The organism is Acinetobacter lactucae, assembly GCF_001605885.1.
Lineage (GTDB): Bacteria > Pseudomonadota > Gammaproteobacteria > Pseudomonadales > Moraxellaceae > Acinetobacter > Acinetobacter lactucae.
The window spans coordinates 40,052-62,538 of sequence record NZ_LRPE01000006.1 but is presented as its reverse complement, the minus strand read 5'-3'; the positions used below and the strand labels follow the sequence as shown (position 1 = coordinate 62,538).

Below are 22,487 nucleotides of genomic sequence, written 5' to 3'. Positions count from 1 at the left end.
TTCTTTAAACCAACGAATTGACGCAGGCAACAAACTGCTGACCACGATCATTATAACTTTTAAACATATCAAAACTTGCACATGCTGGTGATAACAACACCACATCTTCAGCTTGTGTTTCACGTTGAGACAGCTCTACAGCTTCTTTAAGCGTTGCTGCATGTAAAATTTTGGTTGCACCTTGAATGGCTTGTTCAATAACCGGAGCATCCTCACCAATCAATACCACAACTTTGCCATATTTTTCGATAGAAGAACGCAATGGAGCAAAATCTTGACCTTTACCTTGTCCACCTAAAATCAGGGCAACCTTACCTTTTTTAACCTCAATTGCAGCGCCTAAACCATCAATCGCTGCAAGCGTAGCACCAACGTTGGTGCCCTTGGAATCATTGTAATAACGTACATCATGTACAGTTCTCACATACTCACAACGATGCTCTAATCCTTTAAATTTTTTTAAAGTCTCAAGCATCGATTCCATAGGCAGACCAATTGCTTCACCTAATGCTAGGCAAGCTAAAGCGTTAGCTACGTTGTGCATGCCTTGAATATATAAATCCGAGCTTTTAATTAAACGCTGCAAACCGCGTGCAAGCCAAAGCGTGCCATCACCATCTCTTAAAACACCATATTGATTTAAATCTGGTGCATTTAAACCAAAGCTTTGCATTGGTGTTGTATCTGGAACAAGAGGACGGCTTAAAGCATCATCACGGTTAAATACTACTTTTTTAACACCTTGGAAAATACGGTGCTTTGCTTGATGGTAACCCAACATATTGCCGTGACGGTCTAAATGGTCTTCACTCATATTTAGAACCACAGCAACTTCAGCATTCAAGTGAGACGTGGTTTCCAACTGAAAACTTGATAGCTCAAGTATAATTAATTCAGGTTGATCTTTTAATAAATCTAGAGCTGGGCGTCCAAGATTGCCACCCACAGCAACTTTCTTACCTGCATCTTTAGCCATTAAGCCAATTAAGGTCGTTACTGTACTTTTCGCATTAGAGCCAGTGATCGCAACAATAGGCATATCAGTTGCACGGCGTAATAATTGAATATCCCCTACTACCGATATCCCCTGAGCAATAGCGGCCTGAATTTCTGGTAATTGTGGTGCAAGGCCCGGGCTTAAAATAATTTCTTCTGCTTGTAATAATAATTCTTGGTCAAGTTGACCGAAACTTGTCTTTACTCCCGCCGGAATCTGATCATGCCCCGGCGGCGTAAGACGAGAGTCTGTTACTGCAACTTGGTAGCCTTGTTCATGCAGGAAATTTACAGCAGAAACGCCTGAGATTCCCAAGCCTGCAACAACTTTTAACCCACCACGTTGTATTAACATTTTTGCCCCACAATTTATCAATCGACAGAATGGCAAAAATGTTAGCACTTTGCTGTTTTGAATGCTTTTTCAGTTTGAACTTTATTCATCTTTTTTTGTGTCAGTGCGTAAAAAAGCCATCAATATGATGGCTTTTTAAACGAAACAAGAAATGGTGAATTTACTGCCATTTAATTGGCTTAATTTCTTGAACTGTATTGCTAGGTTTATCTTCGCTTGAACAGCCACAACCTCCAGCACAACCAAAGGTCATTTTTGGTTTAAGCCATTTTGCCAAAGTCGTCCAACCTTGCTTTTCGCAAAATAGAGAGAGTGAAGAAAAGACTGAGTTTGCTGTTTTTGGAAATACTTTCTTAAAAACAAATACAGCACTCCAAATCACTAAAACCGCAATGATCAGATATTGAACCATATACAACCTCCTTTATTGCTTTAACCCCAGTAGTGGGAAGCAATTTGATAGGTAACAAACGATGCAAAATAAGCTAAACCAAACAGATATGCAGTCATAGCTGCAACATGTTTCCATGAACCTGTTTCACGGCGTACCGTTGCTAATGTTGCCAAACAATGTGGGGCATAAATGAACCATACTAAAAGTGATAAACCTGTTGCCAAAGACCAACCTGTTCCATCTGCACTAATCAGATGCGACAGACCTTGTGCCACAGCATCGTCATCTGTTGCAGACAAGGCATAAACCGTACCTAATGCAGCCACCACAACTTCACGAGCTGCCATCGCAGGAATTAAAGCAATACAGATTTGCCAGTTAAAACCAACCGGAGCAAATAAAGGTTGGATAAGATGCCCAAGCATACCCGCAAAACTATAATCTATAGCAGGTAATGTCGCTCCTTCTGGCGGTTGTGGGAAAGTACACAAAAACCAGAGCAAAATAGAGAGCGCAAAAATAATTCCACCAACGCGTTTCAAGAAGATCTTTGCACGATCCAACAAACCGATTCCCACACTTTTTAAATCAGGGAAGCGATAACTTGGTAGCTCTAACAGTAAAGCATGCTGTGACTTATCTTTTTGCAAAAACTTCATTAAAAATGAAACACAAAGCGCACTCACTATACCAGCCATATACAGACCGAAAAGTACCAAACCTTGTAGGTTGAAAATACCCCATACTATTTTCTCTGGAATAAATGCAGCAATCAGCAAGGCATATACAGGTAAACGTGCCGAACAAGTCATTAAAGGTGCAACCATAATGGTCGTAAAACGATCACGAGGGTCACTAATACTACGCGTTGCCATAATTCCCGGTACTGCGCAAGCAAAGCTTGAAAGTAAAGGAATGAAAGCACGGCCACTTAAGCCAGCTTGGAACATTAATTTATCAAGCAAAAATGCTGCACGCGGTAAATAACCTGATTCTTCGAGTACTAAAATGAAGAAGAACAAGATCAAAATTTGTGGCAAGAACACCACTACGCCACCAGCACCCGCGATAATTCCGTCAACCACCAAACTATGCAGTAGTGGCTGTGTAATCACACTTCCTATGACTTCACCCAGCCAACCGAAGAAGCCTTCGATGCCATCCATGAAGGGAGCTGCCCATGCAAAAACTGCTTGGAACACAATAAACATCATGATAGCAAGGCTAAGTAGACCTAAAACTGGATGTAAGAAAATTCGATCTAGAAAATCAGTACGCTTATCTCCCTGATCAACATAATGAACCACATCTTTAAAAATCATATCGATTTTTTGATGATGAGTCCCAGTTAAACCACTAAGTTCAGTCTGTGGCACACTGTATTTTTCTTGATCAAGAGCATGTAATAAATTTTCAATACCCGCATTACGGACGGCAACAGTTTCAACAACGGGCACACCCAAACGCTGGGAGAGCTTTTGAGTATTAATTTGGATGCCACGACGACGCGCTTCATCCATCATATTCAGTACAAGTAAAATCGGACGACCTAGCTCGATCATTTCGAGCACCAGTCCTAGATGCAATTTTAAATTAGTGGCATCAACCACACATAAGAAAGCATCTTGCTGACCTTCTTCTGCAATTTGACCTAAACAAACGTCACGGGTAATAGCTTCATCAGGACTGGTCGCATTAAGACTATAGGTACCCGGTAAATCAAGTACACGTACTGCTCGGCCTGAAGGCAACTGAAAATGACCAACCTTACGCTCAACCGTTACACCCGCATAGTTTGCAACTTTTTGTCGAGTTCCAGTTAAATGGTTAAAAAGAGAGGTTTTACCACAGTTAGGGTTTCCCACAAGGGCAATACGTAACGCATCACTCATGCGGGTACTCCTTCTTCTATTTGAATTTCAATTTTTTCCGCTTCTGCTTTACGTAAAGCGAAGCGAGTAAAGCCAATTTGGATCAAGATCGGATCACCACCAAAAATACCCTTGGTGATCACTTCCACTCGTGTGCCTGGTACAAAACCCAGACTTTCCAAACGAATTGCGACCAAATCTTGTTCGGACTCTACTTCTATCCGATTCACTTTGGTGATGGTCGCCGCTTGCTTCACTTTTAAAGCTGATAAACGCACCGCATCCGATCCTAAACCTTTTTTAATAGTATACATATAAATGAGAATAATTACCAAATAAGGTTAAATTTCACTTCTTATTCAGTTTAATCGACAAACCTTAAAGTTTCTTTTACAGTACAGAAGTTTAGAGGATCTAGTGTATGTTGAATAAAAAACCGCGTATTCCAAGCCCTGTTCAAATTCCTGAACATTTAAGCTTTTTACAAGGTTTTCGCGACTATCTGGTTGCTCAGACAGTCAGTCCACATACACGTAACGCTTATTTATCCGACCTTATTCAATGCAGCGATCTTCATAAAAAATCGGCTCTTCCAGAGTGGACAAGTGATGATATTGCAGATGTTTTGATTGAGTTGACTAAAGTCGGAAAAAGCCCGCGTTCGATCGCCCGCTGCTTATCTGCCCTACGCCAGTTTTACAAATTTTTACGTGAACAGAAACTACGAAGTGATAATCCTGTAGCAACCCATCATTCTCCAAAAATTGGCAGAGCCTTACCCAAAGATCTATCAGAGGAAGATGTCGAAGCACTGATTCAGGCTCCTGATATTGATACGGCACTCGGTTTACGTGATCGGGCAATGTTTGAAGTACTTTATGCCTGCGGTTTACGTGTTTCAGAACTACTTAACTTACGCCTAGAACTCATTAATTTAAAACAAGGTTATTTACGAATTACCGGTAAAGGTAATAAAGAGCGTTTGGTCCCGTTAGGACAGTTTGCTTGTGAATGGGTAGAACGTTACTTGCATGATGCTCGGCCTCAACTCTACAAAAGCGCGACGGACTATCTCTTTTTAACTCAACATGGCGGAATTATGAGTCGTCAAAACTTCTGGTATGCCATTAAGCGTTACGCCTTACAAGCCAATATTCAAGCTGAACTTTCGCCTCACACCTTACGTCACGCCTTTGCAACACACTTGCTCAATCACGGTGCGGACCTACGCGTAGTACAAATGTTACTAGGTCATAGCGACTTATCCACTACGCAAATTTACACCCATGTGGCACAAGTAAGAATGCAACAATTGCATGAAAAACATCACCCTAGAGGTTAACTTATTATTTGAAATACGCCTAACAATCACTTGATTTCGTTCACAAAGGTTAAGAAAGTTTTAACAATACACGCTAGATTTTTTGTTATGCTTAGCAGCTTCTGACTATAAATACTGATGAAATAAGGGTTATCTATGTCTTTTACCCGATCTCAACTTTTTCTTGCCTGTGCGTTGGCTTCTAGCCTGTTATTCAGTGCTTGTTCTAAAGAAAACAAACCACAAAAAGAAGATGCGCTCACTGCGACCGCACCTGCTACTGGGGAAGCTTCAACCATTATTGAACGCAATGCCAAACAGCGTTTAATTGAGACTTTGCAAAAACAATTTAAGAATGCAAACATCAATGTCAAAATTTTAGATATCAAGCCAACTGAAGTTCCTAATCTATATTGGGTAAATCTCGAAGGCATGACATCGGTTTATACAACCAGTGATGGGAAATATTTAGTTCAAGGCGATGTGATCCGTTTAGGCGGTAAAGAACTTCACAATATTGGTGATAGCCTCCAAGCATCGGAAAATAAAAAGCACCTTGCGGCTTTAAAAAATGAAGATTTGATTGTCTACCCAGCTAAAGGTAAGGCTAAACACGTGATCTATGTATTTACTGATGCAAGCTGTCCTTATTGCCATAAGCTACATGAGCATTTACCTGAAATTAATGAAAAAGGGATTGAGGTACGCTATATCGCTTGGCCACGCGGTGAACAGTTTATGCCGACTATGGAAGCTGTATGGTGTAGTACAGATCGTAAAGCTGCCTTTAACCAAGCCGTACAAGGTATCAATATCCCACCTGCTCAATGTAAAAACCCTGTTCGAGAACAATATCAACTTGGTTTAAACATGGGTGTAAATGGAACACCAGCGATTTACAATGTGGATGGTGAGTACTTAGGTGGATACCTAACACCAGATGAATTAATTAAACGTCTGGATAAATAACACCCTTTAAGTTGATGAATGATTAATCATCTATCACTTTTAAAAAGCGCTGCTCTTACTGCAGCGCTTTGTTTTTCCAAGAATTAATATTTAACCAACCTCTGTTTAAAGACTGATCTACTCTTCTTTTCCAAACATCGCACTCTAATTCATTGAACGAGCACTAAAAGCGCTAGAGTCTGGCGTTTTTTTTAGCTATGATCTAGCTTCAACTAAATGATTAAATGATGATATGGAGTGTGACGTGAAACCAGTTCGCCTGGCAATACTCGGTTTAGGAACCGTAGGTGGAGGAGCCCTTAAACTACTACAAGAAAATGCCGCTGAAATTAAACGTCGCACCGGTCGAGAAATTCAAATTACCCACGTTGGAACCCGCCGCCCTCGTCCTGATCTTGAATTGGAAGGGATTAAACAAAGCGCCGATTTACTTGACATCGTTCGTCAACCAGACGTTGATGTAGTTGTAGAAGTTATGGGTGGGATCCACCCTGCTTACGAAATTATTATGGAAGCGATCAAACACGGCAAACAAGTCGTGACTGCAAACAAAGCACTACTCGCTGAACATGGCAATGAATTATTTAAAGCAGCAGAAGACAATGCTGTGCAAATTGCTTATGAAGCAGCAGTTGCTGGCGGTATTCCAATTATTAAAGTTATCCGTGAAGGTCTAGCTGCAAACCATATCGAATGGTTGGCAGGTATTATTAATGGTACAGGTAACTTTATTCTGACTGAAATGCGTGAGAAAGGTCGTGCATTTGATGATGTATTAAAAGAAGCTCAAGAACTCGGTTATGCAGAAGCAGACCCAACTTTTGACGTTGAGGGTATTGATGCTGCGCATAAGCTTACAATTTTAGCGTCTTGTGCGTTTGGTATTCCTCTTCAATTTGATAAGGTTTATACCGAAGGTATCAGCAAAATTACTGCACAAGATGTGAAATATGCAGAAGATCTTGGTTTCCGCATTAAACATCTCGGTATTGCACGTCGTGCTGAAAAAGGTATTGAGTTACGTGTTCACCCAACACTTATTCCAGATGAACAGCTTATTGCGAATGTAAACGGCGTTAAAAATGCTGTTTTAGTTCAAGCCAATGCCGTAGGTCCAACACTCTATTACGGCGCAGGCGCAGGCGCAGGTCCTACAGCTTCTGCGGTTGTTGCCGATGTTATTGATATTGTTCGCGACATCTCTTACACCGAAGACGGCGCAGGAACAATTCCTCAGTTGGCTTTTGAAGCATTAACCAATGTGCCTATTTTAAGCCGTGAAGAAATGACCACAGGTTATTATATTCGCTTAAATGCAGAAGACCAAACTGGCGTACTAGCAGATGTGACGACCATCTTAAGTCGCGCTGGAATTAGTATTGATGCGATTATGCAACAATCTCGTTTAAAAGACCTTATTCCAATCGTGATTCTGACCGATCCAATCGTTGAATCTAAAATGGATGATGCTCTTGCACAAATCCAAGCATTACCTGCAATTCGTGGCGAAATCGTAAGAATTCGTTTAGAATCGCTCGATAGTTAATCAGGTTGAGGGAAAGATTCCCTCTCCCGCTTCACCTCTAATTGGAACACCATCATGTCTAATGCCAATCGTTATACTGGTCTTGTAGATCGTTATCGTGACCGTTTGCCAGTTTCGGCAACTACTCGTGCTATCTCTTTGGGTGAAGGCAACACCCCACTCATTAAACTTGAGAATATTCCACGTATTATTGGCAAAGATGTTGAAATTTATGTGAAATACGAGGGCTTAAACCCAACTGGTTCATTTAAAGACCGTGGTATGACCATGGCTGTAACCAAAGCGGTTGAAGAAGGCTCTAAAGCGATTATCTGTGCTTCTACTGGTAACACTTCTGCTGCTGCTGCTGCCTATGCCGCACGTGCAGGTATCAAAGCATTTGTTTTGATTCCAGAAGGTAAAATTGCGATGGGTAAAATGGCACAAGCGATGATGTATGGTGCGATCACTATGCAAATTCGTGGTAACTTCGATGATGGTATGCGTCTTGTAAAAGAAGTCGCTGATCAAGCGCCTGTAACGATTGTAAACTCAATCAACCCTTACCGTTTGCAAGGTCAAAAAACCATTGCTTATGAAATCGTTGAAGCTTTAGGCCGTGCACCTGATTACCACTGCTTACCTGTAGGTAACGCAGGTAACATCACCGCTCACTGGATGGGTTATACCGAAGCTGTAGCAAACCAACCTGCTGATCAGTTTGAACAAGTGATTTATGATGCAGCTACTGATCAATTCACTGGTCCAAAACCAGAAGGTTTACCAACCATGGTAGGTTACCAAGCTTCTGGCGCAGCTCCATTCTTACGCGGTGCTCCAGTTGAAAGCCCTGAAACAGTTGCAACTGCAATCCGTATTGGTAACCCACAAAGCTGGAACCATGCAAAAGCTGTAGTACGTGACTCTAAAGGCTGGTTTGATGAACTTCAAGACAGCGAAATTTTAGAAGCTCAACGCTTACTTTCTATGTATGAAGGCGTATTTGTTGAACCTGCATCTGCTGCTTCTATTGGTGGTGCGATTCGCGATATTAAAGCGGGTAAAATTGCTGAAGGTTCTGTAATTGTATGTACAGTAACTGGTAATGGTTTGAAAGATCCTGATACTGCAATCAAACAATGTGCTGATGCGGTTATGTTGTCAATTGATGCAACAATGGACCAAGTAAAAGATTCGATTTTATCTAATATGTAAGATCTGATTTTTCAAAAACGGCTGTTCAACACAGCCGTTTTTTTATGGAAAAATTTTAAACGCCATAAAAAAAACGCTTCTTGATAGAAGCGTTTTTTAGAATATTGAGCTTAAATACGTTTTGGTAAATTACTTAACCAACCCAATAAGTTAGTTGCATCATTATTACGTGCCTGTGTACTTGGCTCGCCCAGCAATACAATAACTGCCGGACGCGAGTTTACAGTCGTGTGCATCACAACACAGCGACCTGCTTCATTAATATATCCAGTTTTTGACAGGTTAATGTTCCAACCGCCATTACGCACTAGGGCATTGGTATTATTAGATTTCAATACACGATAACCCAAATTAAAGTCATAAGTCGGTGTAGTTGAGAATTGACGAATCAAACCATATTGAGATGCGGTACTTACCAAAATACCTAAATCACGTGCCGAAGATACATTACGTGGATCTAGACCAGTTGATTCATAGTAATGAGTCGAATTCATACCCAAAGCACGAGCTTTAGCATTCATTGCAGCTACGAATGCAGGACGACCACCTGGATAAGTACGGGCTAAGGCAGCTGCTGCAGGGTTTTCAGATTTCATTAAAGCAAACAGAAGAACTTCTGCACGGTTCATCTTGTCGCCAACACGAAGTGTTGAACTTGAGTTTTTCCCACCAGCCCCAGCAAAGTCAATTTGCTCAAGTGTAATTTCTTCAGACATGTTTAAACGGGCATCCGCCGTTACAACCGCTGTCATCACTTTTGTAATAGATGCAATTGGCACAGAAGCGTTAGTATTTTTACTGTAGAGCACTTCACCAGTTTGCGCGTCCATTACAAGTGCAGCTCGAGCGCTTACACTCGGCTGGGCATTGTAACCAGACGTATCACGGATTGGAGCAACTCTAGGTGCAGATGCTACAATTTTCGGTGCGCTACTACCACGTAAAGTTGTGGTTACCGATGTTGAACCTTGCGGAGTAGGTTCATCATCTTCATCATTTAAAAATTGGCTAGCATCAGCTGAAGACCAATTTAAGCTTGCAGTACCACTATTCCCTGAGGACGGGTTATTGACGAGTTCTGCAAAGCTTGTTGAACTCAAACTAAGCAAAATAGACATGCTTAGCACATGCATTAAAGACTTTTTAGAATTTTTCACGGCACAATACTCGACTCAGGGTGATACACATTTGCGCTTACTATAATTATGCCTTACATTTGAGGTATAAGGTATAACGCTTTTACCGACACAATTGTGCACAACTATTCGCTCACTATATAAGAATAGGATTGCTAATTTTGTCATTCCATTGCAAGCTAATTTTGCTTTATGTAACAAAAAACTTGTTTTTTGAAAGAAAGGAGGTCTTCTTGATTACAGTTTTAGTTGTGGATGACCATGAACTTGTACGTACAGGCATCTGCCGTATGTTAGAAGATCATGCCGATGTAGAGGTCATTGGACAAGCCGAATCGGGTGAAGAAGCAATTGCTATTGTTCGTCAGAAACATCCTCAAGTTGTGCTACTTGATGTCAACATGCCAGGCATCGGGGGCGTAGAAACAACACGTCGTTTGCTGCAAACTGCACCAGATACAAAAGTGATTGCAGTCAGTGGTTTAGCAGAAGAACCTTACCCTTCTCTTTTGCTTAAAGCAGGAGCTAAAGGTTACATCACCAAAGGTGCTCCAATTACAGAAATGGTTCGTGCAATCAATAAAGTGATGCAAGGTGGCAAATACTTTAGTGCCGATATTGCTGAGCAGTTAGCGAGCTCATATTTATCCGATACTCAGCAATCACCTTTTGATTCTCTCTCTGAACGTGAAATGCAAGTTGCAATGATGGTTGTAAATTGTATTAGCGCTCAAGAAATTGCAGACAAACTTTTTGTAAGTGTCAAAACAGTGAATACTTACCGCTACCGTATTTTTGAAAAGCTAGCCATTGATAGTGACGTTAAACTAACTCATCTTGCGATTCGTTACGGTCTGATCAAACCTTAATCAGACTTACATGCAATTTCCCATAAACTCATCCTTGTCCCATACGATATTTCGTTTGGGCACGTGGTATGGTTTATATCGCCTTATTATTGCGGTTAGCCTGAATATTATTTTGGTTTTAACCGATGCTCAAATTGACACTAGTCTACAACAACCCGCTTTATATTCTTATACACTACTCGGCTATTCGCTCTTAAGCCTTCTTCAACTTTTATGCTTTAAGTTTATTGCCACTCAGGCAACAAAGCAGCTCATTTTATTTTTTGTAGTTGATATTATCTGTCTGAGTTTACTTACATTTTCTGTAGGTGAACCAAATTTACAACTCAGCTTGCTCTATGTTATTGCCATATTTACTTCAGCAATTTTACTTAGCGCAAGAATGTCGCTGGTCATTACATTACTTGCAGTTATTGCGGTTATTTACCAACGCTTCGTTGGCAGTTTATTTGACTACAATAATTTAAATACGATTGGTAACAGCGCCTTATTGGCTTTCTTGTTTTTCGTGGTACACGGCATCGGACAAATTGCGGTCCAGCGCTTTAAGTTACTTGAGGCACTGACTTTCCACCAATCAATAGAACTCTATCAATTACAAAATATTAACCGCTATATTTTGGAACAAATTGAAGAGGGCTATTTAGTTCTAGATGAAAACTACAACATTGTTTTAAGCAACCCAGCAGCATGTTCACTTTTAGGGATTCCACCTCAATTTGCCAGTGAAAAATATCCCTTAGCTAAATGGCATGCTGACTTATTTGAAATTCTTAAGTTTGATAACCTAAAAGAAGGTGACCGATTTATTTTTGAGTCTCGGCTTTCGGCCTACTCTATTAATATTAAAGTGCAGCATCTTTTAGTACCACAACAAGCGTTGACGCTACTCATTTTACAAGATGCGCAGCAAATTAATCAGCAAGCTCAACAACTCAAACTTGCCGCTTTAGGGCAACTCTCAGCAAGTATTGCCCATGAAATCCGTAATCCTCTTGCAGCGATTGTGCAAGCAAATGAACTACTTAAAGACAGTGATTTAGAACAACAAAATACTTTACGCCGTATGATTGGCAAGCAAACCAAACGCATTGATAGTATTGTTCAAGACACGTTAGGGCTTGCCCGTAGTGAAAGAACATATCCAATCCAGATTGAATTAAACGACTTCATAAAAACGTTATTAGATGAAGATTTATCTGATGTTAAACATGCGATCCAGCTTAAAAGCTCTGATTTATCTTTAAAGATATTGTTTGATGAAAAGCAGCTCAGACAAGTGCTGATTAACCTTGTTAGAAATGCTTTACGACACAATGCACCCGACTCGCCCTATGTTCTGATCAATATTCACTCACAAACAAATAAAATTTATATTGATGTGATCGATTACGGTGAAGGGGTTTCAAAACGTGATATATCTCAATTATTTAAACCATTTTTTAGTACCGAAATTAATGGAACTGGTTTAGGATTATATTTGTCTCATAGTTTTTGTGAGGCAAACCATGCAAAGCTCACTTATGTAGAGCAAAAACAAGGGGCATGCTTCCGAATAGCGTGCCCAATAATATATTGATTTTTTTATTAGGTTTTTGGGGAAATGGCAGAACAGCAACCACTCGTTTTGCTTGTAGACGATGAAGAAGATTTGTGCCTGTTAATGCAAATGACTCTTGCACGAATGGGGATTAAGACACATCTTGCTTATCGGGTTGAACAGGCCAAACAACTCTTTACTCAGTTTCATTACGATGCATGCTTGACCGATTTAAATCTACCTGACGGTAGTGGTTTAGAATTGGTTAAACATGTTTCTCAAACTTACCCCCACACCCCCATTGCAGTTTTAACTGCATACGGAAATATGGACATTGCAATTGCTGCATTAAAAGCGGGAGCTTTTGATTTTGTCAGCAAACCGATTAACCAAATTCATTTAGATCAGTTGTTAAAAAAGGCGCTTAACCAGCCAAAACCAGAGCATGAGTTTGGTGAAACAACATTAGAAAATGACTTATTAATTGGGCGTTCACCACCTATACAAAACTTACGGACAGCTATTAAAAAAATAGCCCGCTCCCAAGCGCCTGTATTTGTTACAGGCGAGTCTGGTACGGGTAAAGAAGTTGTTGCCAATCTTATTCACCGCTTAAGCAACCGCAGTGAAGGACCATTTATTGCTATTAACTGTGGAGCAATCCCAACTGAGCTCATGGAAAGTGAACTTTTCGGGCATAAAAAAGGGAGCTTTACTGGCGCGACTCAAGATAAACAAGGTCTTATTTTATCGGCACACGGCGGCAGTTTATTTTTAGATGAAATTGCCGAATTGCCGTTAACTATGCAAGTTAAATTGCTTCGCGCAGTACAAGAGAAAAAAATTCGCCCAGTAGGTTCTGATCAGGAAATTGATGTTGATTTTCGAGTAATTAGTGCGAGTCACCAAGATTTAGATTTGTTAGTCCAACAAGGTAAATTCCGTCAGGACTTATTTTTCCGTATTCATGTTATGGATATTATGTTGCCGCCACTGCGTGACCGTGGTGGAGATATTTTGCTATTGGCCAACCATTTTATTCAAAAGGTTTGTACGGAATGGGGAATTTCAAACAAGCAATTAACGGCGAGTGCTGAAACTTATTTATTACAGCAAGACTTTCCGGGTAATGTGCGTGAATTAAGAAATATGATTGAACGAGCTATTACTTTAAGTGAGGATGAATGTATTGATTTAACACATTTAGCACCTCCTCTTAGAGGTAGTAGTGTGAGCCCGCAAATCGTAACGAAACAATTAAATCAAACACCAAATGTTCAGACTCATCCAAAATTTCCAATGGAAGGTTTAGAACGCTACTTAGAAAATATCGAAAAAGATATTTTACTGAATGCATTAAATATGACGCATTGGAATCGCACTTTAGCAGCTAAAAAGCTGGGAATGACATTCCGTTCTTTGCGCTATCGACTCAAAAAGTTTGGCTTAGATACCGAAATGGGAGAGGAAGTATAAAAATTACTTCCTCTTTAGGAATAAATCTGCAACGCGCTCTAAATATACGTCTTCTTTCATTTCTGCGGGCAGTGGAAAGGTCTGGTTAGGTTGAATACCCTGCCCTTCAATCATATTGCCATTGGGCGTGTAGTAGTGTGAAACGGTCATCTGTAGAGCTGCTCCACTTGGTAAAGGAAATAGCTTTTGTACTACGCCTTTTCCATAGCTTTTTTCACCCATCACCCAAGCACGTTGGTGTTCTTTCATGGCCGCAGTAAAAACTTCTGCTGCAGATGCAGAGCGGTGATTAATTAATATACCCAGTTTTATATTCTGGAATTCATTGCCCGGTAGCGCCTGAAACTGCTGGTTACCTTCCGAACGGCTTTTGGTTGAAACAATAATTCCGTTATTTAAAAATAAATCTGCCGACTCAACCGCTGCCGATAACAACCCACCCGGATTGTTTCGCAAATCGATTAAAACAGCCTTTAAACGTTGAGAGCTATTTTCTTCAATTAATCTTTTAATTTCATTAGCAGTGTCTTGCTGGAATACTCTAATTTTTAGTACGAGTACCTGATTATGTAACATTACAGGTTCTATATCGGTTTCTATTTTTTTATTACGGACTAAGTTAATATTTCCGCTGAGTTCTTCTGCTTGTACTTGAAGTGTACTTCCGATAGAACCGTAAAGTAGTCCAAGCACCTGATCTTGGTTTAAATTTTTTAAATCTTGGTTATCAATTTTGAGAATCGTCTGACCATTTCGCAAACCTAATTTATAGGAATCAGAACCTGTTTTAAGATCACGAATCATCCATTTATGGAGATGTGATTCAGGGGTTAAGGCGAAATCAACTGAAGCAAGATCACCTTCGGTATATTGAATCAGTTGGCGATATTCTTCTGCCGACAAATAACGCGAATAACGATCCAACCCACTTACCAAACCTTTTATGGCTTGTTGAAACAAGGCATCGTCAGACTTCACGTCAACATAGTTATCTCGAACGATTCCATAGATTTGCACAAACTGTTGAATCGATTCAATCGGCACCTCTGCATAGCTATGTTCCGGTTCTTCCGAATCAGGGTGCAAAGGTGACATTTTTTCTTTTACAACTGGCGCTGCAAAAGTAAATTGGCTGCAACACAGCAACATACTTACAATAAGTTTTTTATATTTAATGTGTTGCAGCATCCAATCACCTTTAACTTATGCAGATAGTGTAATCAGATTACGTCCTTGCATTTCGGCAGGAACAGGAATCTGCATTAAATTGAGAATTGTCGGTGCTACATCTGCAAGCACACCACCTTCTGCAATTGTTGCTTGTGTTGGGCCAACATAGATAAATGGTACAAGCTCAGTTGTATGTTGAGTATGTACTTGTCCACTTTCGTAATCTTGCATTTGTTCAACATTACCATGGTCAGCAGTAATGAGCATATGGCCTTTTTTCGCCATGACTGCTTCATAGACACGACCTAAGCAAGTATCAACCGCTTCAACCGCTTTAACCGCAGCATCAAACACACCCGTATGACCGACCATGTCGCCATTCGCATAGTTCACAACTAATAAGTCGTATTCACCCGAATTAATTGCTTGAACTAACTCATCAGTGACTTCATAAGCACTCATTTCGGGTTTAAGGTCATATGTCGCAACGTTTGGAGATGGAATTAAAATACGCTTTTCACCCGGATATTCATCTTCACGGCCACCACTAAAGAAGAACGTTACATGCGCATATTTTTCAGTTTCGGCAATACGTAACTGAGTTTTACCTAAAGAAGATAAATATTCGCCCAATGAATTTTTAAGGGCTTCTGGCATATATGCAACTGGTGCATCAATGCTTGCTTGATAACGCGTTAACATCACAAATTTAGAAAGGTTTGGTACAACTTTACGTTCAAAACCAGCAAAGTCTTTTTCTACAAATGCGCGAGTAATTTCACGAGCTCGGTCAGCACGGAAATTCATAAATACAACGCTATCACCATCTTGAACTTTAGCGATATCACCAATACGAGTCGCTTTTACAAACTCATCATTTTCATTGGCTGCATAAGCTAGCTCTAACCCTTCAACTGCAGTTTGTGCAGTACGAAGTGCTTCACCTTCGGTTAACAAACGGTAAGCTTGCTCAACACGATCCCAACGGTTGTCACGGTCCATTGCAAAGTAGCGACCAATCATAGTTGCGATACGGCCTTGGCCCGGATATTGAGCAAATAATGCATCTAGTTTTTCTAAAGATGGTTGAGCACTGCGTGGAGGTGTATCACGACCATCAAGGAAAGCGTGTAAATAAACTTTTGCACCGCGTTTTAATGCAAGCTCACACATCGCCACAATATGATCTTCATGTGAATGGACTCCACCTTCTGAAAGTAGTCCCATAATATGGACAGCACCACCAGCAGCTTTGGCTTTTTCAACAGCGTCGATCAACACTTCGTGTTTGAAAAAGTCACCAGTACGGATATCTTTAGTAATACGGGTAAAGTCTTGATATAACACACGGCCAGCCCCAAGATTCATATGGCCGACTTCAGAGTTCCCCATTTGACCATCAGGCAATCCAACATCTTCACCTGAACCAGAAATTAGACTATTCGGATGCTTGGCTTTCATTGCCGCCAAATTTGGTGTTTTTGCTGCAAGAAAAGCATTATCTTCAATCGCTTCACGGTGTCCAACACCATCCATAATGACCAGAACGTGAGGGATCTTGCCAGCAGTTGCATCCGTCATAATCAATTTCTCTTTTGTCTACAATTTCGTCACAATATCTTACCGAATTTTCGGTCAAGACTCTATTTATTCCTATGGCTTTCACCAATATCCGCGATTGATGAAAACCATAAATATCATTTATTACTAACGAGCGCGGTAAAGCAAATAACTTCCCGCACCAAACATTAACAAGATAGGTACAAGTACGAACCATGCTGGAGATGGAGAATAAACCAAGCTCGCATAGCCCAAAAAGTCCTGTAAATAATAGAAACTCAAACCAATAAACAATGCGATCACCAAACGGAAACCCATCGATTGTTGGCGTAATGGTCCAAAAATAAAAGAACACGCTACGAGTACTAACGCGATAAGTGAAAATGGCGAAGCAACTTTTTGCCAGAAAGCCAATTGGTAAGTCTTTGGCACCTGACTATATTCATCCATATAACGCATAAAGCTAATCAGTTGGCTTGGTGATAGATCTTCAGGATCTAAAGTCACCATATGCACATATTTGGGCTGTAATGCTAAAGCAAGCGATTGTTCTTCATGATCAGTTTTGATGGCATTTCCTGCCGCCAAAATGTCCATTTGTTCAGCTTTTTTCAAAGCCCACTGACCATTTTTAATAAACTGTCCTTGCTGAGCATTAATTAATGATTGCAAGTAATAGTTCTGGTCAAAATCGACCACTTGAATGTCTTTTAAGTTACCCTGCGAATTAGCATAATCGATATAGATAAAGCGCTGCCCTTCACGGGACCAATACCCTTTAACTTCACCTAAAGCAGCTACTGAACGATGGCTTTTAACACTTTGTGCTTTTTCATTGGTATAAGGGATAACCCACTCACTTAAAGCAAACGACAAAATAATAAGCAGTAAAGCTGAGCGCATCACCCAACCGACAATACGCCATAAGCTAACACCCACTGAACGCATAACAATGAGTTCACTACTTGTTGCCAATGAACCTAACCCAATCACAGCCCCAATCAAGGCAGAAATAGGTAAAATTTCATAGAGATAGCGAGGAGCTCCCCACAAAACATAGATGAGAGCCTGCCATGCGTTATAGTCTGGTTTAAGCTCACCCAACTCGCCAAGATATGTAAATAAGACCTGTAGAATGGACAAAACAACTGTGGTGCCAAACATCGCAAGCGCAGTGGTTTTCGTCACATATTTGGCGACTATTCGACGTGCTAACATTATAATTTCACTCGCTTGATCTGTTTCTTGATTTTTGGTCCTAACTTTTGCTTACGTGAGAATAAGGCGGCAGCAACACCGTAAACAACTAACACGGCAGGATAAGCCCAAATATCGAGTTCTTCTTTACTAATACGAGTCTTGATTGCAATCATTAATACGATCAGACTGGAAAAAATAAAAATCGCCGGAATAAGACGGTAATAACGGCCTTGTCGTGGACTCACCTCAGACAATGCCACTGATAGCATTAACGCAATAACAATGGTAAATGGCCCAAATAAACGCCATCCCAACTCACTTCTAATGACTGGATCATTCGTTTTTGAAAAAAGTTTTGTTGTTGATAGAGCCTCTACATCGCCACTTTCAAACTTAACGTCTTTGTCATTTTCTAAACGTAGACGATAAGACTGAAACTCTGCTTGTGTATATTTTGGTTGTCCCGGGAATATTTCATAACGACGGCCTTGTACCAAATCAACGACATTGGCGGTGTCATTTGCAACTTCTACTCGAGTCGCTTCTTTTGCCAAAATCATAACATCTGGCTTATCTTCTTTAGCAGCACGCTGATAAAAGAAAATGTCTTTCAAATTCTTTCGGTCTTCTGACAATGAACCTGCATAGATCGTATATGGACCAGAAGAAATAAATTCTCTTGGCCGAACCAAATCGAAACCTGTACGCACTGCTTGTGTAGTTGTCAGCTTTTCAAACTCACGTAGTCCCCACGGCGTCATCCAAAGCATCAGCACAGACTGACACACCATATAAACAAGGGTCATTGGAATGAGTAATCGCGCTAATTGATGACGGCTTACACCACTACCATTCAATACAGCCATTTCATGGTCAACATATAAACGACCAAACACCAACATTAAACCAATGAAAAGACCCAGTGGTAAGATGAGTGTTAAAAATTCAGGTAAACGATATCCAATGATGCTAAACAAGATACCGGCATCTAAACGCCCCTGCGCCGCCACACCAAAGTATTTGATCAGACGACCACCCATCATGATTAGGGTCAGTAAAGAAATGACCACCAATGAGGTAGAGACAACTTGCTTGACGAGATAACGCCGAATAATCAAAGTAATACTTCCAAAAGGCTAATCGGGACGTGTGCTAGTTTACCCGAATGTTAAAAATATAAAACCGCACATTGCAACGCTATGCTTGAAAGTGTTTCAATGTTTTAATCCAACATAACTTTCTATAGGCAATCACGGCAGCCATGAAATTTACAACTTATACAACTTTTCCCGAACAGACATCTAATGAATCTTTGTGGGTTTTAGTTGATTCAGAACAGCTACAAAGCAACATCAACACATATCAAATCAATAACCTAGAAAGCGTCCTTACTGCCACCCAATTCAAAGGCAACTTCAATGAAACTCTGCCTTTATTCGGTCAGATTTCAAATCAACCTCATAGCCAATTACTTGGCTTAGGAAAAACAACCGAACTTCAGGCGGTTAAGCTCGCTAAACTTGCCCAAACCATTATCAAATCGACACAAAATAAATTTAAGCATATCGCGATTGATATTGCTGCGTTACCTGTCGAATACCATTATTTATTCGCTTTAAGCTTAACTCAAGCAGCTTATGGTTATGATGAGTTTAAATCGAAAAAAAATGAATTTGTGTTACAACAGGTTGATTTAATTAGTTCAACGACTAGCCTCGATGAAAAACAACTGGCTTTAGTGCATGCCGTACAGTCTGGTCAGTCGTATGCACGTGACCTCGGAAACCGTCCAGGTAACATTTGTTTCCCTGAATATTTAGCAGAACAAGCATTAGCTTTAGCTGCAGAATTCCCTGACCTACTCAAAGTTACTGTCTTAAATGAGCAGCAAATGGCTGATTTAGGCATGTATGCTTTTCTTGCAGTCAGCAAAGGATCTGAACGTCCGGGTCGTATCGTAACACTCGAATACCAAGCTGGAATCGATCAAGCGCCTGTTGTGCTGGTTGGTAAAGGCGTTACTTTTGATACAGGCGGCATTTCTTTAAAACCAGGCCTCGGCATGGATGAAATGAAATTCGATATGTGCGGAGCTGCCTCTGTTCTAGGGACTATTCGTGCACTATGCGAAGCGAAACTTCCGATTCATGTCGTTGGAGCAATTGCAGCCGCAGAAAACATGCCTTCTGGTAAAGCAACTCGTCCGGGCGATATTGTGACAACCATGAGCGGCCAAACTGTTGAAATCTTAAATACCGATGCAGAAGGCCGTTTAGTACTGTGTGACACATTGACCTATATCAAACGCTTCAATCCGGCAGTTGTGGTCGATATTGCGACCTTAACAGGTGCATGTGTAGTCGCTTTAGGTAAAGTGCTTAGTGGTTTGTTCTCACCTGATGATGCTTTAGCAGCTGAACTCCAACAAGCGGGTGAGCAATCATTTGACCGTGTATGGCGTATGCCAGTGATTGAAGATTATCAAGAATTACTTGATTCACCATTTGCAGATATTGCAAACATTGGCGGTCCATACGGCGGTGCGATTACGGCAGCTTGTTTCCTTGAACGCTTTACACGCGAGTATCGCTGGGCTCATTTAGATGTAGCAGGAACAGCATGGTTATCTGGCCCAGCTAAAGGCGCAACAGGGCGTCCAGTACCATTACTCATGCAATTTTTAGCGAATCGTGTAAATACGAATGGCTAAAGTTAGTTTTTATCTGTTTGAAACCAGTGAAGAACGGCAAGTCGATAGTGCTTGCCGTTTATGCCGAAAGATTTTACAGAAGCATCCTAAAATCTGGTGGTATTGCCCAGATGTGCAGCTACAACAAACTCTTGATGAAAGATTATGGGATTTCGACCCTGTAAGTTTCATTGCGCATGGGATTGATCAAGCTGAAGCTGCTGTATGTATTTCGGCTAAACAACCGCTTGAACAAGGCTTGTTAGTATTTAATTTTAACAATCATGCACTTGAACAAGTTGAGCATTTTAGCCACATTATAGAAATTGTTGAAAATAATGAAACAGCCAAGCAAATTGGTCGAGAAAAATTTAAAATGTATCGTCGTTTGGGTATAGAACCGCGGACCTTTAAATTATAACGCGCTAAAATGTAAATACTGTTGAACAAAGGAGAAGCATGGTGGCATTAAATGTCGGGCAAGATTTTAAAAAAAGATGGTTAAATGCGCCTGAAGCTGTCCGTCATGCCTATCAACAAGATCTGGCACGTATTTGCGACTTATTAGAACCTCAAACTCCGATTCAGCTTTGGGTTTTAAATGACGAAAAAGCGCAGTTAGAATCACAGCAAAAAATTGAAAAAGCTTACGCGGACCTTAAGGCAGAGCTGATTGAGCAAGCACGTATTCGTCGTCAGCTTGCTTTAGAGAAAGCACTTGCTGATAAACGAGCATTAGAAGCGGCATATGCTGCCGAATTGCAAGCCGATGAAGTTCGTCAATTTAGTGAACAGACTGAAGCACTTCAAACCATCCGCAGTCAGTTAGAACAAGAAGTTGCAGAGCAAACTGCGCGTTATCAGAAAAACCCCGAAACACCAGCAGTCAATTACTCTTCTGGCGTAAAACTTAGTATTACTGATGACCAAATCTTATCTGAGCTTGAAAGTTTACGCATTCGTTTAGAACTTGAAGCTGAGAACTTAATTGAAGAGTCTGTAACGGCTTTCCGAGCCAAACTACAGTCGGCAGCTCAAGAAGAAATTGAATATATCTTAAAAAATTCTAAGTTTTCTGATGAAAAATAGAAAAGTAAACTTTTAAAAGCCTCTTTGTCATAAAACTGACACTTATGTGTCACAAAATAGACACAAATATTATTCTTATAGATCAAATGATTATAAGAATAAAAAGTAGTGTTTTTAAGATAATTAATGAGGGTAAGAAATGGACATTCCGCATCAGATTTCAAAGCAACTTGAGCAGCTTAATCAAGGCGAGCAATGGACATTTTCAGCACAAGAACTTTATATGAGTCATAACGACTTTAATTCGCTCTCAATCTTGCTGACACGAGCATCAGAAAAAGGGGACTTTACGATTACTCGTACCCAACATCATAAAGCTTGGGTCGGCACACATTCAGTTACTCTCACCAAGCATTAATTTTTCAAAAATAAAAAACCGGAACATGTGTCCGGTTTTTTATTTTAATGAACTAGCTTTTATTTTAAAAAACCATTCTCAGCTAAAAAAGCCATACTAATATTTGACTCGGTTTTTTGCTCGGCAGTTTTATCGCCCAGCAATAATCGCTCGATATAACGTGCTAAAACATCAACTTCAAGATTTACTTTACTGCCTACTTGCCACGTTCCAATATTGGTACGTTCTGCGGTATGCGGAATCAGATTCAAGCTTAAAATATTTCCACGTAAGTGGTTAATCGTTAAGCTAATTCCATCGACGGTTACAGAACCTTTTTCCGCCAAATATTTAGCAAGTTCTGCTGGTGCTGTAACTTCATAATAGATTGAACGAGCGTCTTCTCGTACTACGGTAATTTCACCTACGCCATCAACGTGACCACTTACAATGTGCCCGCCAAAGCGCGTTGTCGGTAACATTGCCTTTTCAACATTGACACGTTGCCCAACTTTCCAGTTACCCAAAGTCGTTCGATTTAAACTTTCACGAGAAACATCCGCTGCGTACCAGTTATCGCCCCATTCAATCACTGTGAGACAAATACCATTGGTTGCAATCGAGTCACCCAAATGTACATCAGACATATCCAGATCAGTCTGAATCCGTAAACGTACATCGCCACCTACACTTTGCAGGCTTTCAACTTTTCCTAAACTTTCAATGATGCCTGTAAACATGGCTCAATCTCCAAATCTTTTTACACTGCTTAAGT

21 protein-coding genes are annotated in these 22,487 nt (G+C 40.5%); 11 read left to right on the top strand and 10 right to left on the bottom strand.

Annotated features, from left to right (window positions below; all coding sequences use genetic code 11):
* Positions 1-4: 4 nt before the first annotated feature.
* The 4 genes from murD to AWW73_RS02870 form a co-directional block, all read right to left on the bottom strand.
* Positions 5-1,351 (bottom strand): UDP-N-acetylmuramoyl-L-alanine--D-glutamate ligase, encoded by a 1,347-nt coding sequence (gene murD / locus AWW73_RS02885; protein WP_062848694.1) that lies wholly within the window; start codon positions 1,349-1,351, stop codon positions 5-7.
* 160 nt (positions 1,352-1,511) lie between these two features.
* Positions 1,512-1,763, bottom strand: coding sequence for a DUF6587 family protein (locus AWW73_RS02880; RefSeq protein WP_016144111.1), 252 nt, complete (start codon positions 1,761-1,763; stop codon positions 1,512-1,514).
* A 20-nt stretch (positions 1,764-1,783) separates the two neighbouring features.
* Positions 1,784-3,637 carry a ferrous iron transporter B gene (gene feoB, locus AWW73_RS02875; RefSeq protein WP_062848693.1) on the bottom strand — a complete coding sequence of 618 codons (1,854 nt, stop codon included), beginning with the start codon at positions 3,635-3,637 and terminating at the stop codon, positions 1,784-1,786.
* Entirely contained in the window at positions 3,634-3,894 is a 261-nt protein-coding gene (locus AWW73_RS02870; protein WP_031946450.1) for a FeoA family protein, read from the bottom strand. The genes feoB and AWW73_RS02870 overlap by 4 nt, the downstream gene beginning before the upstream one ends.
* Positions 3,895-4,037: 143 nt before the next feature.
* Here AWW73_RS02870 and xerD point away from each other — a divergent pair, with 143 nt between their 5' ends.
* From xerD to thrC, 4 genes are all read left to right on the top strand, one after another.
* Entirely contained in the window at positions 4,038-4,958 is a 921-nt protein-coding gene (gene xerD / locus AWW73_RS02865; protein ID WP_031947160.1) for a site-specific tyrosine recombinase XerD, read from the top strand.
* A 135-nt stretch (positions 4,959-5,093) separates the two neighbouring features.
* A complete protein-coding gene (locus AWW73_RS02860) occupies positions 5,094-5,906 on the top strand; it encodes a DsbC family protein (protein WP_062848692.1) in 813 nt (270 codons plus the stop codon).
* A 244-nt stretch (positions 5,907-6,150) separates the two neighbouring features.
* On the top strand, positions 6,151-7,452 hold the full coding sequence (locus AWW73_RS02855; RefSeq protein WP_016142448.1) for a homoserine dehydrogenase: 1,302 nt from the start codon (positions 6,151-6,153) through the stop codon (positions 7,450-7,452).
* 54 nt (positions 7,453-7,506) lie between these two features.
* Positions 7,507-8,646, top strand: a complete 1,140-nt coding sequence (thrC, locus tag AWW73_RS02850; RefSeq protein ID WP_002048893.1) for a threonine synthase — start codon at positions 7,507-7,509, stop codon at positions 8,644-8,646.
* A 110-nt stretch (positions 8,647-8,756) separates the two neighbouring features.
* On the opposite strand, the gene pbpG is transcribed toward thrC, so the two are convergent.
* Positions 8,757-9,803 carry a D-alanyl-D-alanine endopeptidase PBP7/8 gene (gene pbpG / locus AWW73_RS02845; RefSeq protein WP_016144106.1) on the bottom strand — a complete coding sequence of 349 codons (1,047 nt, stop codon included), beginning with the start codon at positions 9,801-9,803 and terminating at the stop codon, positions 8,757-8,759.
* A 212-nt stretch (positions 9,804-10,015) separates the two neighbouring features.
* Between pbpG and gacA the strand changes: the two genes are divergently transcribed.
* The 3 genes from gacA to AWW73_RS02830 are packed head-to-tail and all read left to right on the top strand — an operon-like array spanning position 10,016 to position 13,667.
* Positions 10,016-10,651, top strand: a complete 636-nt coding sequence (gacA, locus tag AWW73_RS02840) for a response regulator transcription factor GacA (RefSeq protein ID WP_002121174.1) — start codon at positions 10,016-10,018, stop codon at positions 10,649-10,651.
* A gap of 10 nt (positions 10,652-10,661) precedes the next feature.
* The gene (locus AWW73_RS02835; protein ID WP_062848691.1) at positions 10,662-12,230 is read left to right on the top strand and encodes a sensor histidine kinase; all 1,569 of its coding nucleotides are present in this window, start codon (positions 10,662-10,664) and stop codon (positions 12,228-12,230) included.
* Positions 12,231-12,254: 24 nt separating this feature from the next.
* Entirely contained in the window at positions 12,255-13,667 is a 1,413-nt protein-coding gene (locus AWW73_RS02830; RefSeq protein ID WP_062848690.1) for a sigma-54-dependent transcriptional regulator, read from the top strand.
* 3 nt (positions 13,668-13,670) lie between these two features.
* Here the strand turns inward: AWW73_RS02830 and AWW73_RS02825 are convergent, their stop codons facing one another.
* The 4 genes from AWW73_RS02825 to lptF all read right to left on the bottom strand — a co-directional run bounded on the left by AWW73_RS02825 (position 13,671) and on the right by lptF (position 18,715).
* Complete coding sequence (locus AWW73_RS02825; protein ID WP_062848689.1) at positions 13,671-14,855, bottom strand: S41 family peptidase; 1,185 nt, start codon at positions 14,853-14,855, stop codon at positions 13,671-13,673.
* A gap of 15 nt (positions 14,856-14,870) precedes the next feature.
* Positions 14,871-16,418, bottom strand: coding sequence for a 2,3-bisphosphoglycerate-independent phosphoglycerate mutase (gene gpmI / locus AWW73_RS02820; RefSeq protein WP_016144102.1), 1,548 nt, complete (start codon positions 16,416-16,418; stop codon positions 14,871-14,873).
* A gap of 126 nt (positions 16,419-16,544) precedes the next feature.
* Positions 16,545-17,615 carry an LPS export ABC transporter permease LptG gene (gene lptG / locus AWW73_RS02815; protein ID WP_016144101.1) on the bottom strand — a complete coding sequence of 357 codons (1,071 nt, stop codon included), beginning with the start codon at positions 17,613-17,615 and terminating at the stop codon, positions 16,545-16,547.
* On the bottom strand, positions 17,615-18,715 hold the full coding sequence (gene lptF / locus AWW73_RS02810) for an LPS export ABC transporter permease LptF (protein WP_025470533.1): 1,101 nt from the start codon (positions 18,713-18,715) through the stop codon (positions 17,615-17,617). Before lptF ends, lptG begins: the two co-directional genes overlap by 1 nt.
* 143 nt (positions 18,716-18,858) lie before the next feature.
* Here lptF and AWW73_RS02805 point away from each other — a divergent pair, with 143 nt between their 5' ends.
* The 4 genes from AWW73_RS02805 (at position 18,859) to AWW73_RS02790 (ending at position 21,733) form a co-directional block, all read left to right on the top strand.
* Positions 18,859-20,307, top strand: a complete 1,449-nt coding sequence (locus AWW73_RS02805; protein ID WP_031947155.1) for a leucyl aminopeptidase — start codon at positions 18,859-18,861, stop codon at positions 20,305-20,307.
* On the top strand, positions 20,300-20,707 hold the full coding sequence (locus AWW73_RS02800; protein ID WP_057105148.1) for a DNA polymerase III subunit chi: 408 nt from the start codon (positions 20,300-20,302) through the stop codon (positions 20,705-20,707). The genes AWW73_RS02805 and AWW73_RS02800 overlap by 8 nt, the downstream gene beginning before the upstream one ends.
* Positions 20,708-20,745: 38 nt before the next feature.
* Positions 20,746-21,375, top strand: a complete 630-nt coding sequence (gene blhA, locus AWW73_RS02795; RefSeq protein ID WP_081409468.1) for a cell division protein BlhA — start codon at positions 20,746-20,748, stop codon at positions 21,373-21,375.
* A 139-nt stretch (positions 21,376-21,514) separates the two neighbouring features.
* Positions 21,515-21,733, top strand: a complete 219-nt coding sequence (locus AWW73_RS02790) for a hypothetical protein (RefSeq protein ID WP_031947153.1) — start codon at positions 21,515-21,517, stop codon at positions 21,731-21,733.
* Between the two features lie 59 nt (positions 21,734-21,792).
* Here AWW73_RS02790 and AWW73_RS02785 read toward each other — a convergent pair whose 3' ends face one another.
* Positions 21,793-22,452 (bottom strand): riboflavin synthase, encoded by a 660-nt coding sequence (locus AWW73_RS02785; protein ID WP_062848688.1) that lies wholly within the window; start codon positions 22,450-22,452, stop codon positions 21,793-21,795.
* Between the last annotated feature and the right edge of the window lie 35 nt (positions 22,453-22,487).

Coding starts and splice junctions, on each gene's coding strand:
- murD (WP_062848694.1), bottom strand. CDS start 1,351: ATGTTAATACAACGTGGTGGGTTAAAAGTTGTTGCAGGCTTGGGAATC.
- AWW73_RS02830 (WP_062848690.1), top strand. CDS start 12,255: ATGGCAGAACAGCAACCACTCGTTTTGCTTGTAGACGATGAAGAAGAT.
- gpmI (WP_016144102.1), bottom strand. CDS start 16,418: ATGACGGATGCAACTGCTGGCAAGATCCCTCACGTTCTGGTCATTATG.
- AWW73_RS02835 (WP_062848691.1), top strand. CDS start 10,662: ATGCAATTTCCCATAAACTCATCCTTGTCCCATACGATATTTCGTTTG.
- AWW73_RS02805 (WP_031947155.1), top strand. CDS start 18,859: ATGAAATTTACAACTTATACAACTTTTCCCGAACAGACATCTAATGAA.
- AWW73_RS02880 (WP_016144111.1), bottom strand. CDS start 1,763: ATGGTTCAATATCTGATCATTGCGGTTTTAGTGATTTGGAGTGCTGTA.
- xerD (WP_031947160.1), top strand. CDS start 4,038: ATGTTGAATAAAAAACCGCGTATTCCAAGCCCTGTTCAAATTCCTGAA.
- lptG (WP_016144101.1), bottom strand. CDS start 17,615: ATGTTAGCACGTCGAATAGTCGCCAAATATGTGACGAAAACCACTGCG.
- AWW73_RS02800 (WP_057105148.1), top strand. CDS start 20,300: ATGGCTAAAGTTAGTTTTTATCTGTTTGAAACCAGTGAAGAACGGCAA.
- AWW73_RS02860 (WP_062848692.1), top strand. CDS start 5,094: ATGTCTTTTACCCGATCTCAACTTTTTCTTGCCTGTGCGTTGGCTTCT.
- AWW73_RS02825 (WP_062848689.1), bottom strand. CDS start 14,855: ATGCTGCAACACATTAAATATAAAAAACTTATTGTAAGTATGTTGCTG.
- AWW73_RS02785 (WP_062848688.1), bottom strand. CDS start 22,452: ATGTTTACAGGCATCATTGAAAGTTTAGGAAAAGTTGAAAGCCTGCAA.
- AWW73_RS02790 (WP_031947153.1), top strand. CDS start 21,515: ATGGACATTCCGCATCAGATTTCAAAGCAACTTGAGCAGCTTAATCAA.
- thrC (WP_002048893.1), top strand. CDS start 7,507: ATGTCTAATGCCAATCGTTATACTGGTCTTGTAGATCGTTATCGTGAC.
- blhA (WP_081409468.1), top strand. CDS start 20,746: ATGGTGGCATTAAATGTCGGGCAAGATTTTAAAAAAAGATGGTTAAAT.
- feoB (WP_062848693.1), bottom strand. CDS start 3,637: ATGAGTGATGCGTTACGTATTGCCCTTGTGGGAAACCCTAACTGTGGT.